The organism is Alloalcanivorax gelatiniphagus (assembly GCF_005938655.1).
In the GTDB taxonomy this organism is placed as follows: domain Bacteria; phylum Pseudomonadota; class Gammaproteobacteria; order Pseudomonadales; family Alcanivoracaceae; genus Alloalcanivorax; species Alloalcanivorax gelatiniphagus.
Genome location: NZ_VCQT01000040.1, coordinates 84404 through 97865, shown reverse-complemented (window position 1 = coordinate 97865; position 13462 = coordinate 84404). Strand labels below are relative to the sequence as shown.

Here is a 13462-nt window from a genome sequence, read left to right as displayed (position 1 = left end):
TGCCAGCCTTTATCCGCTATCGCGTCCCCATCCTGCCGTGGTTGTGTCGCACGCTTGCATCGCGGCTAAAGCCGCTCCTACACCATCCTGAACCGTAGGAGCGACTTCAGTCGCGATATGGCGTTGGGAAACCCCCGATACAGGATTCAGGGCGGGCACGGCGCCACCCTTCATCCGCCGTCACTTCCCTTCGCTTTCCTTCCAGCGAGCCATCAGCGTGTTGGAGTCCAGGCTTTCGTCGAGCAGCTTGCGGGCGGTTTCGGCGCCGGCCACCGGCAGGCCCTCGCCGTCCAACAGGCCGATCTGCTTGAGCACGCTGGCCTGGTCCCAATAGATGTGCTCGTGGCACAGCTTGTCGCCCCGGAAGCGGATCACTCCGAGCATGGGAATTTCCACTTTCTTGCCGGTGGCGGCCACGCCGGGGAGCATCCAGTCGATCTCCCGGTCATGGGTAAAGCTGAGAATAAACTCGTCCACCAGCTGGGTGGCGCCCACCGTCCGTGACACCGGTACCAGGGTCATGTCGTCCGGATTGCCGTGCACGAAGTGGTTGCGGTAGAAGCGGCTGAGCTGCTGGTAGCCGACGCCGCCGGTCATGGTGGGAATGTGGTTCACATAGGGCTCGGCCACCATGGTTGCCATGGTGGCATCCACGTCGCGGGTGGCGAACTCGTGGAGGCAGTGCTCATCCCACAGGGCTGACAGGTCCACGTCCGGGCCGATCTCCCGTTTCAGGGCGGCGATGGTGCGCTCATGGGCCATGTCGGCGCTGGTCTTGTGGTAATGGTCGCCGCCGGGGCGGGCGAAGGCATGGTCCACGCCCGGATAGACGAAGGTTTCCAGCTTGCTGACGGTGCCGCCCAGGGCGGTGATGATGCGGTTGCGGGTGGCCTCGTCACAGAAGCCGTCCAGCTCGGCGAAGTGCAGCACCAGGCGGCCTTTGATATTGGCGGCCTCGTCCAGGTGCTCCTCGATGCCCACGCCGTAGTAGCCGACGGACACCGCCACCCGGGTGCGCGCGGCGGTCAGGTAGGCGAGCTTGCCGCCCAGGCAGAAGCCCACGAAACCCAGGTCGCCGCCGGTGACCTCCGGACGGGCCGTCAGGGTCTCCAGGCTGGCATCGATGTCGTCTATGGCGCGGTCGATGTCCACGGTCTGGAACAGCTCGAAGGCGCGCTGGAAATCCGCCTCGCCGTAGCCCAGTTCGATGCCCGGCTCGATGCGCCAGAACAGGTCCGGCACCAGCACCACATAGCCTTCCTCGGCGTAGCCGTCGGCCACCCGGCGCATGGTCTCGTTGACCCCGAAAATCTCCTGCCCCACCACCAGGCCCGGGCCCTTGCCCGACGGCGGCAGTGCCAGATAGGCGCGAAAACGTCCGCCGTCCTTCGCGGTGACGTCGATGAACTCTCCCATGGTGTTTCCTTCTTGTGCGCGTAAAGGGAAAAGCCTAGCAGCGCGCCGGGGGGCTGTCGAAAGCGGTGGGGGGAGGGGCGGATACAGGATTCAGGGTGCAGGATACAGGGGGGCGCGGTGGGCCGCTTGATCCGCGATCTTGTCCGCCGGTGCCGCCGTGGTCAGGTCGCAGGCTTGAATCGCGACTGAAGTCGCTCCTACAGGCCCGGGAGCTGTTGTAGGAGCGACTTCAGTCGCGATATGGCGTTGGGGAAACCCGGATACAGGATTCAGGATGCAGGATACAGGGGGGCACGGTGGCTCGCTTGATCCGCGATCTTGTCCGCCTGGGCCGCCGTGGTTTGGTCGCGGGCTTGAATCGCGACTGAAGTCGCTCCTACAGGGCGAGAGCTGTTTGTAGGAGCGACTTTAGTCGCGATATGGGGTTAGGGGAACCGGGATGCAGGATACAGGGGGCACGGTGGTCCGCTTGATCCGCGATCTTGTCCGCCGGTGCCGCCGTGGTCAGGTCGCAGGCTTGAATCGCGACTGAAGTCGCTCCTACGGGGCGGGAGCTGTTGTAGGAGCGACTTCAGTCGCGATATGGGGGCCGCTCAGTCGAGCAGGTGGTTCTCGTGCTCGTCGCGGAGCTTGTTCTTGAGCACCTTGCCGGTGGCGTTGCGGGGCAGGGCGTCCACGAACACCACCGCGTCCGGTACCTGCCAGGAGGCCACCTGGCCCTCGAAGCCGGCCAGCACATCTTGCTCCGACGGGTCCTGGCCCTCGGCCTTGACCACGATCAGCAGCGGGCGCTCGTCCCATTTGGCGTGCTTGGCGGCGATCACCGCCGCGTCCGCCACCATGTCCATGCCCATGGCGATGTTTTCCAGCTCCACGGAGCTGATCCACTCGCCGCCGGATTTGATTACGTCCTTGGAGCGGTCCTTGATGGTGAGGATGCCGTTGGCGTCCAGGGTGGCGATGTCACCGGTGGGGAACCAGCCCTGTTTGTGCGGCGCCGGGGTGTCCACGTTGAAGTACTCGCTGATCACCCAGTGGCCCTTGGCGTACAGGTCGCCCTGGGTGTCGCCGTCCATGGGTTTCTCGTTGCCTTCCTCGTCGCCGATCATCAGGTCCACGCCGAACGGCGGCCGGCCCTGCTTGGCGCGGATCGCCGCCTGTTCCTCCGGTGACAGGGCCATGTGCTTGTGCAGCAGGGTACTCACCGAGCCCACCGGACTCATTTCGGTCATGCCCCAGGCGTGCAGGGTGTCCACGCCGTAGTCGTCGCGGAAGGTGGCGATCATGGACGGCGGGCAGGCGGAGCCGCCGATCACCGTGCGGGTCAGGGTGGGCACCTTCTCGCCGGCCTTCTTGAGGGCACCGATCAGGCCTTGCCACAGGGTCGGCACACCGGCGGCGCAGGTTACTTTCTCGCCGTTGATCAGGTTCTTGAGGCTGTCGCCGTCCAGACCCGGGCCGGGCAGCACCACCTTGGCGCCGACCATGGCCGCCGCGTAGGGAATGCCCCAGGCGTTCACATGGAACATGGGTACCACCGGCAGCAGGCAGTCCCGGGCGGTCAGCGCCAGGCTGTCGGGCAGGGCCACCGCCATGGAGTGCAGCACGGTGGAACGGTGGGAATAGAGCGCGCCCTTGGGGTTGCCGGTGGTGCCGGAGGTGTAGCACAGGCTGGAGGCGGTGTTTTCGTCGAACTCCGGCCATTCGAAGTCTTCGTCGCCCTGTTCGATCAGGTCTTCATAGAACTTCAGGCCCGGCACCTTGGCGGCGGCCTCGTCGTCCTTGCCGCTGAGCAGGTAGACGTGCTTCAGCTTGGGCAGCTTGTCCTGCAGCGCCTCGATCAGCGGCAGGAAGGTCTTTTCGATGAACAGAACCTTGTCTTCGGCGTGATTGAAGATATAGACCAGCTGTTCCGGGAACAGGCGCGGGTTGATGGTGTGGCACACCATGCCGGCGCCGGACACGCCGAAATAGATTTCCAGGTGACGGTGATTGTTCCAGGCCAGGGTAGCCACCCGGTCGCTGCGCTCGAGTCCCAGGCCCTGCAGCGCGGACCCCAGGCGCCGGGCGCGCCGTTCCACCTCGCCCCAATTGGTGCGGTGGACACCGCCGGCGGTTTCCACGGACACGATCTCGGCATCGGCGTGGTAGCGGGCGGCGTGGCGGATCTGGCTGCTGATCAGCAGCGGCTGGTTCATCATCTGGCCTTGCATAGAGCTCTCCCGGTGTTCGGCTTTGTTGTAGGTAGACCCACGAGATTTCCCGTATCCGGCGGCGGTGTCAAATCCCGGTGCCCAGGTTGCGGTCGCGGCGGTCGCGTCCGAGTGAAAGGAAAAAGCTTTGGCGCCGGAAACTGAAGAAGCCCGCTTGACCCACAGGTGGGACGCGCGTGGTTTTCTTCCGCGCCCGGCTGGGCTAATGTGGCCGCCCTTTCGTGACAGCCGCTTTCCGGAACCCCTGCTATGTGGATCAAGAACCTCACCGTCTTTCTGGGCACCGAACCCTTCAACTGGAGCGCCGCCGAACTGGAGGAGCGCCTGGATGGCCACCGCTGCCCGCCCTGCGGGCGCCAGAGCCCGAGCAGCGAGGGCTTCGTGCCGCCGCTCAAGAACGATGACCGCATGGTGGTGGCCGCCGGCAGCTACTTCTATCTGGTGCACCAGGAAATCGCCCGGCTGCTGCCCGGCCCGGTGATCAAGGAGGAGCTGGACGCCCGGGTGGAGGAAATCCGCGACCGGGAAGGCCGCCCGGTGGGCCGCAAGGAGCGCGCCGACCTCAAGGACCAGATCACCTTCGAGCTGTTGCCCCAGGCGTTTACCCGCTCCCGGCGCACCGGCGTGCTGATCGACCCCCAGCGCCGCCGGGTGATGGTGGACTGCGGCTCCGAGAGCCGCGCCGAGCAGGTGGTGTCGGCGCTGCGCAAGGCGCTGGACTCGCTGCCGGTGACCCGCCCCACCGCCGCCAGCGCCACCACCGCGGCGTTCGCCCACTGGCTGCGCGAGCCCGCCGCCCTGCCGGAGGGCTTTACCCTGGGTGACCGCTGTGAGTTCAAGAACGGCGACGGTGCCAGCGTGCGCATCACCGCCCTGGACCTGGGCCGCGAGGAAATCCTCGCCCACCTGGAAGAGCTGGCGGCGGTGAAGGTGAACCTGGCCTGGAAGGACGAGATGGAATTCGACCTGCAGCAGGACTTCGCCATCAAGCGCCTCAAGCCCCTGGACCTGATCCAGGAGAACCTGGACGGCATCAACGCCGAGGACGCCCTGGACGAAATGATGGCGCGCCTGGAGCTGCAGGGTGGCACCCTGCGGGGCGCCCTGGATACCCTGTTCGAGTTCTTCGAGATCAAAGCCGAAAGCAGCTCCGGCGCGGCCTGAGGCGGATCGCGGCTGAAGCCGCTCCTACAGAGCTGGTCCTGTAGGAGCGGCTTCAGCCGCGATACCCAACGCATCATGGCCACATCCTTCAAGGACTGGCCCCAAACCGACAAAAACGCTACAGTCCCGTGTAAATGTTTACACTGTAAACACTGACACGGGAGCCCCGCATGATCGAACAAACCATAGAACGCTGGCACCGCCTGGTGGACGCCAAGGACGCCGACGCTCTGAATGAGATCCTCGCCGACAACGTGACGTTCCACTCCCCGGTGGTGCACACCCCCCAGGAAGGCAAGGCGATCACCAAAATGTATCTGACCGCCGCCCTGCACACCCTCAATAACGAACACTTCCGCTACCAGCGCGAGATTCTGCAGGGCAACAACGCCATGCTGGAATTCACCACCGTGCTGGACGGTATTCAGCTCAACGGCGTGGACATCATCCACTGTGACGCCGACGGCCGCATCGACGACTTCAAGGTGATGGTGCGACCGCTCAAGGCGGTCAACAAGATCCACGAAATGATGGGCGCCATGCTGGAGCGCATGAAAGGCTGATCGCGGCTGAAGCCTCTCCTACGGCGTCTATTGTGGCAGGAGCGGCCGGGCGGCGTGCCGCTTTAGCCGCGCTCAGAGGTACCGTCCAGCGTCGCCATCAGCGCCTGGTGCAGCGCCAGCGCCGCCACCGGTTTATGCAGCAAAGGAATGCCGCTGGCGCTGGCTTCGCGCAGCCGCGACGGAGCCGTGTCACCGGTGACCAGCAGCGCTGGGATATCCGCTCCGAAACGCCCGCGAAGGCTGGCAATGGCCTCGGCGCCGTTGTGCCCGTCGCGCAGTCGATAGTCGCAGAGAATCAGTTCCGGCGCCGCCGCGTCCTGATCCAGGGCCTCCTCCAGGGACGCCGCCGTCCGGCACTCGCAGCCCCAGCCGGTGAGCAGCATCCGCATGGCGTGGCGGATGGTTTCATCGTCGTCGATCACCAGCACCCGTCGTTGGCCCAGATTGGGCAGGGAGGACGGCGCCGCCGACGCTCTGATCGACGATGTGGCCTGGCGCTCCGCACCGGCGACGCGCAGGCGGAACACGCTGCCACGCCCGGGCGCCGAGCGCAGCGTAAGTGAGTGGTTCATTGCCGTGGTCAGCCGCTCGGCGGTGGCCAGGCCCAGGCCCAGACCCTTGCGGCGGTCACGCTCCGGATTGCCCAGCTGATGGAACTCACGAAAGATCGCCCGGTGTTGATCCGGCGCGATGCCGATCCCGGTGTCATACACTTCGATGAGGTACCCGGCGCCCCGCCGGCGGCAGGCGACCAGTACGCCGCCCCGGTCGGTATAGCGTATGGCGTTGGCCACCAGGTTACGCAGAATCAGCTCCAGCAGCGCCGGGTCCGAAACCACCGTCGCCTCGGTATCCCGTGTCCGGTAGAGCAGGCCCTTTTCATCCGCCAGCGGCGCCAGCTCCATTTCCAGCTTATGAAGCAACCGTTGCAGACTGAAAGGCCGGGGTTGTGGCTCGATGACGCCGGCCTCCAGCCGTGAGAAATCGAGCAGCGTATTGAGCATCTCGGACGAGGACGCGCTGGCGGCGCGGGCGCTGTCCAGCGTTCGCCGCTGGCGTTCGTCCATCTCACTCCAGGAGAGCGTCTCCAGCAACAGATTCAGTGCCTGCACCGGTTGGCGCAGATCGTGGCTGGCGGCGGCCAGAAAGCGGGACTTGTCCTCGTCGGCCTGCTCGGCGGCTTCGCGGGCGGCACTGGCCTCGCGGGTTTCAGTCTTGAGCCGTTCCACCAGATCCAGATTCTCGAAGCGCAGGCGGATTGCCTCATTGATACTGGCGCCCAGGGTGCGCGCCTGCATGTACTGGGCAATAACAAACAGCACGGAGAAGCCGGCCATCATCTGGTAGTAGAGATCGTCGATGGTGATAAAGCGGGCCACGGCGAGCACCGTCATCGGCAGCATGATGCCGGTATAAAGTCCCAGGATGTTCGAGTATTTGGCCACGCTGTCCGCGTTGCTCGAGGCCAGCAGCCCCATCAGCAGGGCGGTGGCCCCGGGGGAGGTGTGCTGGTCGATGCCGATCCAGATCAACGCGCCCCACAGGGTGCCCTCAAGGCACCGGCTGAGCACCAGTTGCCGCCGGATCGGGGCGACATCGGCGGCGCCAAAGCCCTTCTTCAGCGCGCGGCGGGCGCCCCAGGACTGCGCACCGGAAACCGCCAACAGCGCGAAAAACCACACCAGCAGCGCCGTGGTGGACACCGCCGAGGTCCGTATGCCGATACGCTCGCCGCTGAGCGCCGAGACCGCGCTGACCACGCTGCCGCTGGCGAAATAAAACACCGCCACCATCAGGCTGGCGACCATGACGCTCATCCCGAAGGCGTGGCGCAGGTGCCGTAACACCAACGTCAGTCGCTCGATCTGGAAGCGATCCTCGATACTCAAACGATCCATCCCCGGCGGCGGGCATTGAACGCCGCCTCGCCCCGGCTGGACGCGCCCAGCAGACCAAGCAGTGTCTGCACATGGCCGCGAACCGTGTACTCGGAAAGATGCAGGTGTTGGGCAATGGCCTTATTGGAGAGCCCGCGGCACAGCAACTCGAGCACCTCCACCTGCCGCGCGGTCAGCGACTCGGAGACCGAAGGCTCCGAGCCCGCCGGTTCCTGGAGGCCGTGGTCGTCCAGCAGTGCTCGTACCTGGTGGAGCAGGGTGCGAGGTTTATCGGTCTTGGAAATAAAAGCCACCGCGCCGGCGGCGAGCGCCTCATCGCGGAGCGCCGACATATCACAGCCGGACAGCAGCGCGACCTTCGTGGCCGGCCACTTGCGTCGCAACGCCGCGATACCGGTGACGCCGCTCACGCCCTGCAATTGCTGGTCGAGAAGGATCAGGGCGGGATCGGCGTGGCGCAGCTGCAGCGCCTCGCTCAGCGAGCCGGTCTCCAGGACCTCCACCTGCTTGAGCCCTTCTCTCAGCACCAGGCTGATGCCACTCAGAAACAGCGGATGATCGTCTATCAATAACAGCGTGGATGCGCTCAACCTCTTTCCCCACCAGCCCCTCCGTCCCGGGGTTGTCGTCGCCATGGAGGCACGATAGTGCGTGTAGACCGCGCCGGTGAGAACGGTCAATTTTGACTGTTCTCTCGCCAGGTCCCTTCGCCTAGCCTTCTCCCTGCCTCGTAACAAAAGGTAATCCATCGGGGGGCGTTATGTAAGCGCGACGGCCGCTATCCATCGGTATCAGGCTCCGGGATTGCCGTGCCGCCGGTTATTCAATGCGAGAAGGGGGAGCCGCGATGAGCCGGCATGGCAGCATGAACCGTGTGTACCGTGTGGTCTGGAACGTTCGCAGGCGGGTCTGGCAAGCAGCCGCCGAAACCTGTGGCCGGCAGCGCCGGGGGGCGCTGTCGGCCGGGGGCTCGGGCAGTGCATCCCGGCCCTCGGCGCCACGGCTGGCCTCAGGGGCGCTGCTGCTGATCCTTATCCCCTTCACCGCCCGGGCCGGCACCTTGCCGGACGGTGGCAGGGTGGTGGCGGGCGATGCCAGCATCGGCCGCCAGGGCGATACGCTGAACATCGATCAAACCAGCCGCAACGCCGCCATCGACTGGCGGAGCTTCTCCGTTGGCGAGGGCAACACCGTCCGCTTCAATCAGCCGGGCCGGGATGCCGCCACCCTTAACCGGGTCACCGGCGGTGAGGTGTCCTCCATTCGCGGCGCCATCGAAGCCAATGGCCGGGTGTTTCTGGTCAACCCCAACGGGGTGCACTTTTCCTCCACCGCGCGGGTGGACGTGGGCGCCCTGGTGGCCTCCACACTGGACATCTCCACCGACGACTTCATGAACGGCGACTACCGCTTCAGCGGCGACAGCGCCAACGCCGTTATTAACCGGGGCAACATCCGCACCGCCCAGGGCGGGCTGGTAGCCATGATCGCCGCCGAGATCGTCAACACCGGCGACATTACCACCCCGCGCGGCAGCACCCTGATGGGCGCCGGCAGCACCGTCACCCTGGACCTGGGCGGCCCGGTCAGCATCGAGGTGAAAGAGGCCCGCCTGAACACCCTGATCGAACAGGGCGGCGCCATCCGCGCCGACGGCGGCCTGGTCTACCTCACCGCCAAGGCCGCCGGCGATCTGGCCGCCAGCGTCATCAACCACACCGGCATGACCCAGGCCAGAACCCTGGCCGCCGGTGAGAACGGTGAAATCCGCCTGATGGGCGACATGGACCACGGCTCGGTGCAAGTGGCGGGCACCCTGGATGCCGGTGCCCCCGCTTCTCTTAACCCCGAGGGCGGCGATGGCGGCTTTATCGAAACCAGCGCGGCCAAGGTAAAGGTCGCCGACGAAGCCCGGGTGACCACCCGCGCCGACCAGGGCAAGACCGGTGAATGGCTCATCGACCCGTCCGACTTCACCGTCAGCGCCGGCGGCGCCGTGGAAACCGATAGCGGCATCGGCGCCGACACCCTCTCCGACAACCTGGCCGACAACAGCATCACCGTGCAAACCGTGGAATCCGGCGGCGGCAACGGCGACATCTTTGTGAACGACGCCGTCACCTGGCAAAGCGGTACCACCCTCACGCTCAACGCCCACCGCGATATCGAGATCAACGCCACCATCGACGCCTCCCGGGGCAGCGGTGGCAAACTGGCCTTGGAATACGGCCAAGGCAGTAGCGACGGCCAGATCGGCGATCGCGCCGCTGAGTACCGCGTCAACGCCCCGGTCAACCTGCAGGCGGGAGACAACTTCTCCACCAAGCTTGGCAGTGACGGCGACACCATCGACTACACCGTGATCACCGACCTGGGCGCTGCCGGCAGCACCACCGGCGAGGACCTGCAAGGGATGGCGGGTGACCTGGGTGGGCACTATGCGCTGGGCGCGAACATCGATGCCAGCGACACGGAAAACTGGAACGGTGGCGCTGGCTTTGCCCCGGTGGGTTATGACGATAACGACTTCGCCGGCACCTTCGATGGCCTGGGCCATACCATCAGCGATCTGACCATCATCGACACCTCCTATGCCGGTATGTTCGGGGCTGTTGGGACGGGCGGCAGGGTGAGCAACGTTGGTCTTGTTGGAGGCAGTGTGGAGGGCAGCTACGCTGCCGGTGGGTTGGTGGGGAAGAACCAAGGTACGATCAGGGCCGTCTATGCTACAGGTCGCGTGTCAGGAAGCGAGTCTGTAGGCGGGCTGGTTGGCCTCAACGAAAGTGGCGGCACCGTGAGCAACGCATATGCCACAGGCGCGGTAACTGGTAGCCGCGAGAGCTATTATATGGGCGGTCTGGTGGGCTACAACAAAGGCACCGTAAGCAACGCTTACTCCACCGGCGCGGTGCAGGATGGCAACACCCTTACCGGTGGTTTGGTAGGCGCGAATGAAGGTACCATCAGCAATGCCTACGCGACCGGCGCGGTCACTGGCGTGAACGCCGTTGGCGGTCTGGTGGGTGCAAACTCAACATCGTCTGGCGTCCTCAACAACGTCTACTGGGACAGCGCCACTACGAACCAAAGTTCAGCTGGGATCAACGCTGGCACCGCCACCGATATCGCCACGACCCGTCATAATCACGATGGATATGGGGGGCTGGGTACCTGGCGGGAAACCGCCGCCGGCACCGGCGTCTGGGTCGCCGACGACGCCGACAATAACCCCCAATGGGTGATGTTCGAAGGCTCCACCCGCCCCTTCCTCTATAGTGAATACTCGACCACCATCCATAACGCCCATCAGCTTCAGTTGACGGCCCTGGACTTGAGCGCCACCTATGTACTGGCTGGCGACATCGACGCCAGCGCCACGGCGGGTAAGAATGCTGCCGGCATGTGGGGCAGCAGCGGCTTCGCGCCTGTAGGCGATGCCGATAACAAATTCACCGGCAACTTCGACGGCCTGGGCCATACGATCTCGGCGCTTACCATCAGCAGGACTGGTGCGAATTACATCGGTCTGTTTGGTTCTTCCAGCGGCACGATCCGTAATGTCGGTCTCGTCAACGCAAGCATAGCCGGCGGCACCCATGTTGGTGCGCTGATTGGGGCGAACCACGGCCAGATTGAGAACGCCCATGCCACGGGCGACGTGGCTGGCGCCAACAATGTTGGCGGTCTGGTCGGGCTTAACCTGGTGAGCATCAAGAACGTTTATTCCGCGGCGACCGTGACGGCGGATGCGGATGGGGCCGCTTCTATTGGTGGGCTGGTCGGTTATAACAGCGGTGGTACGATCAAAACCGCCTATGCCACGGGCAGTGTGATCAGCTCGGATAGCTATGCCTATGTCGGTGGGCTGGTCGGGTCTAACAGCGGCGAGATCGAAGCCGCCTATGCCACGGGCAGCGTGACGGGCAGTGGTGACTACTACGCCAGGGTCGGCGGTCTGGCCGGGGGGAACGATCATGAAGGAATAATCAAGACCGCCTATGCCACGGGCAGCGTGACGGGCAATGGTCGCAACGCCAGGGTCGGCGGTCTGGTCGGGGCCGCTTCTTTCGGAACTATAATTCAGAGCTATGCCACGGGCAGCGTCACGGGCAATGGTGACTACGCCGAAGCTGGCGGTCTGGTCGGGTCTGATTTCAACGTTACCATCACTAAATCGTTCTTCGATAAAGAAACCACCGGCCAAGAGAATGGCGGGAGTAGCGGTAAAGTTGATGGTGTCTTAGCCCTGACGACGGCCGAGATGAAAGGCGCCCAACACTTCGCCGATACTGGCTGGGATATCGACACCAAGGGCGGCACCGGCACTACCTGGCGCCTTTACGATGGTTTCACCACGCCGCTGCTGCGCACTTTCCTCAAACAAGTCACGGTAACGGTGAACGACAAAACCGGCCGCACCTACGACGGCACCGAAGTCACGGTGAGCGGCTCCGGCCATACACTGTCCGACGAAACCGCCAGCCTGTTGGGCAGTGCCGATTACACCGACGTGACTACCCGCAATGCCGGTGATTACGCGCTGGGCATAAGCGGCCTCTACTCCGGCCAGCAAGGCTACGATATCAAGGTCGAGACGGGCCGCTATACCGTGGACAAGGCCACCCTGACGCTCAGCGCGGTCAGCGACAGCAAAACCTATGATGGCGACACCACATCCGCTGGCGAGGTGAAACACGGCACGCTCCACGGCACCGACAGCCTCACCGGCTTGAGCCAGTCATTCGCTTCAAAAAACGCCGGCGATAACCACACGCTGACGGTGGATAGTGGCTATACCCTTGATGATGGCAACGGTGGTAACAACTACACGGTGACCACGACCAGTGCGAACGGCACCATCGAGCGTCGCGAGCTGACCATCAATGGCACCAGCGCCGCCAACAAGACCTACGATGGCACCACCAACGCCGATATCACGCTGGGCGCCCTCGGCAACCTGGTGGACGGCGAAAACCTCAACGTCAGCGCCAGCGGCACCTTCGACAATGCCAATGCCGGTAACCGTACCGCCACGGCGCACTACACCTTGGCGGATGGCGACGATGGCCTGGCCAGCAACTACGTTCTTGCCGATACGACCGGCCATGAAGCCACCATCGACCGTCGTGTGCTGACCATCAGCGGCACGAGTGCCGGCAACAAGATCTACGATGGCACCACCACCGCGAACATCACGGTGGGTAGCCTCGGTAACCTGGTGGATGGTGAAGCGCTGTATGTTACGGCGAGCGGCGAGTTCGACGAGGCCAGCGCTGGCGAGCGCAGCGCCACGGCGCGCTACAGCCTGGCGAATGGCGAGGGTGGCCTGGCCAGTAACTACAAGCTGGCGGACAGCACCGGTTTAAGCGCCGAGATCACCCGTCGCCGGATCGGCGCCACGGTTACCGCGGTCGATCGGGTCTATGATGGCAGCCGGCAAGCCATCTTGAACGGCGCACTCGATGGTCGCGTTGGCGACAGCGGCCTGATTGAAGGTGATGACTTGAATCTCGTTGCCAACGGGCAGTTCATCGATAAAAACGCCGGCGAGAACAAGGTGGTCAACTACAGCGACGCCGCCCTGACCGGCGACGACGCCGGCAACTACACCTTCACCGGAGAGACCACCGGCACCCTCATGGCCACCATCACGCCGCGTGCGGTAACGGTCACCGCGGACGACCAGCGCAAGATCGCCGGGGTGGTGGATCCGGCACTCACCTACCGTACCGGCTGCGCCAGCGGCCAGACCGCGGACTGCGGCCTGGTGGCCGGGGAAAGTCTGGCCGGTGCTCTGAGCCGGGAGGCCGGCGAGGAGGCCGGTGATTACGCCATCCTGCAGGGCGCGGTCACCGAGGCCCTTAACGCCAACTACCTGATCGACTTCGTACCCGGTGAACTGGTCGTGGACTTCACTGCCGGCCGTCCGCTGCTAGGCACGCTGAGCGCGTTGCAGGGGACCACCTCCCGGTGGGCTGGCGAGGGAGCAGGCGGTGGCCGCCGCAAGCCTGCCGCGCCATTCCCCGGTAGCTATGGTGCCGGCCTTGATAGCGGCGGCGGAGAGACGGTTCCAGGTGGTCTGACCCTGGTGCGGGTGAACGACGAGAAGGAGGCGGCGTCCACCCGCCCCGGTGCGGGCTCACTGAACATGGTCGTGGTCGGCAGTGGCATCAACACCGACACCGACAACAGCCTGTAACCGCCGGGA

Annotated in this window: 7 protein-coding genes; 3 read left to right on the top strand and 4 right to left on the bottom strand. The window is 64.7% G+C overall.

The features are described from left to right. Positions 1-180: 180 nt before the first annotated feature. Positions 181-1416 carry a dienelactone hydrolase family protein gene (locus FGS76_RS14020; RefSeq protein WP_138773287.1) on the bottom strand — a complete coding sequence of 412 codons (1236 nt, stop codon included), beginning with the start codon at positions 1414-1416 and terminating at the stop codon, positions 181-183. A gap of 593 nt (positions 1417-2009) precedes the next feature. Then, positions 2010-3629, bottom strand: a complete 1620-nt coding sequence (locus FGS76_RS14015) for a long-chain-fatty-acid--CoA ligase (protein ID WP_138773286.1) — start codon at positions 3627-3629, stop codon at positions 2010-2012. Between the two features lie 249 nt (positions 3630-3878). Between FGS76_RS14015 and FGS76_RS14010 the strand changes: the two genes are divergently transcribed. Together FGS76_RS14010 and FGS76_RS14005 are read left to right on the top strand one after the other, a co-directional pair. Further along, positions 3879-4793, top strand: coding sequence for a recombination-associated protein RdgC (locus tag FGS76_RS14010; RefSeq protein ID WP_138773285.1), 915 nt, complete (start codon positions 3879-3881; stop codon positions 4791-4793). 170 nt (positions 4794-4963) lie between these two features. Then, the gene (locus FGS76_RS14005; protein ID WP_138773284.1) at positions 4964-5356 is read left to right on the top strand and encodes a nuclear transport factor 2 family protein; all 393 of its coding nucleotides are present in this window, start codon (positions 4964-4966) and stop codon (positions 5354-5356) included. Positions 5357-5418: 62 nt separating this feature from the next. Here FGS76_RS14005 and FGS76_RS14000 read toward each other — a convergent pair whose 3' ends face one another. Both FGS76_RS14000 and FGS76_RS13995 read right to left on the bottom strand, forming a co-directional pair. Beyond that, positions 5419-7245: an ATP-binding response regulator gene (locus FGS76_RS14000; protein WP_138773283.1), complete on the bottom strand. Its 1827-nt coding sequence runs from the start codon at positions 7243-7245 to the stop codon at positions 5419-5421. Beyond that, positions 7242-7844 (bottom strand): response regulator, encoded by a 603-nt coding sequence (locus FGS76_RS13995; RefSeq protein WP_240692547.1) that lies wholly within the window; start codon positions 7842-7844, stop codon positions 7242-7244. Before FGS76_RS13995 ends, FGS76_RS14000 begins: the two co-directional genes overlap by 4 nt. A gap of 257 nt (positions 7845-8101) precedes the next feature. Here FGS76_RS13995 and FGS76_RS13990 point away from each other — a divergent pair, with 257 nt between their 5' ends. After that, a complete protein-coding gene (locus FGS76_RS13990) occupies positions 8102-13453 on the top strand; it encodes a beta strand repeat-containing protein (protein ID WP_170214480.1) in 5352 nt (1783 codons plus the stop codon). The last annotated feature ends 9 nt before the right edge of the window (positions 13454-13462 follow it).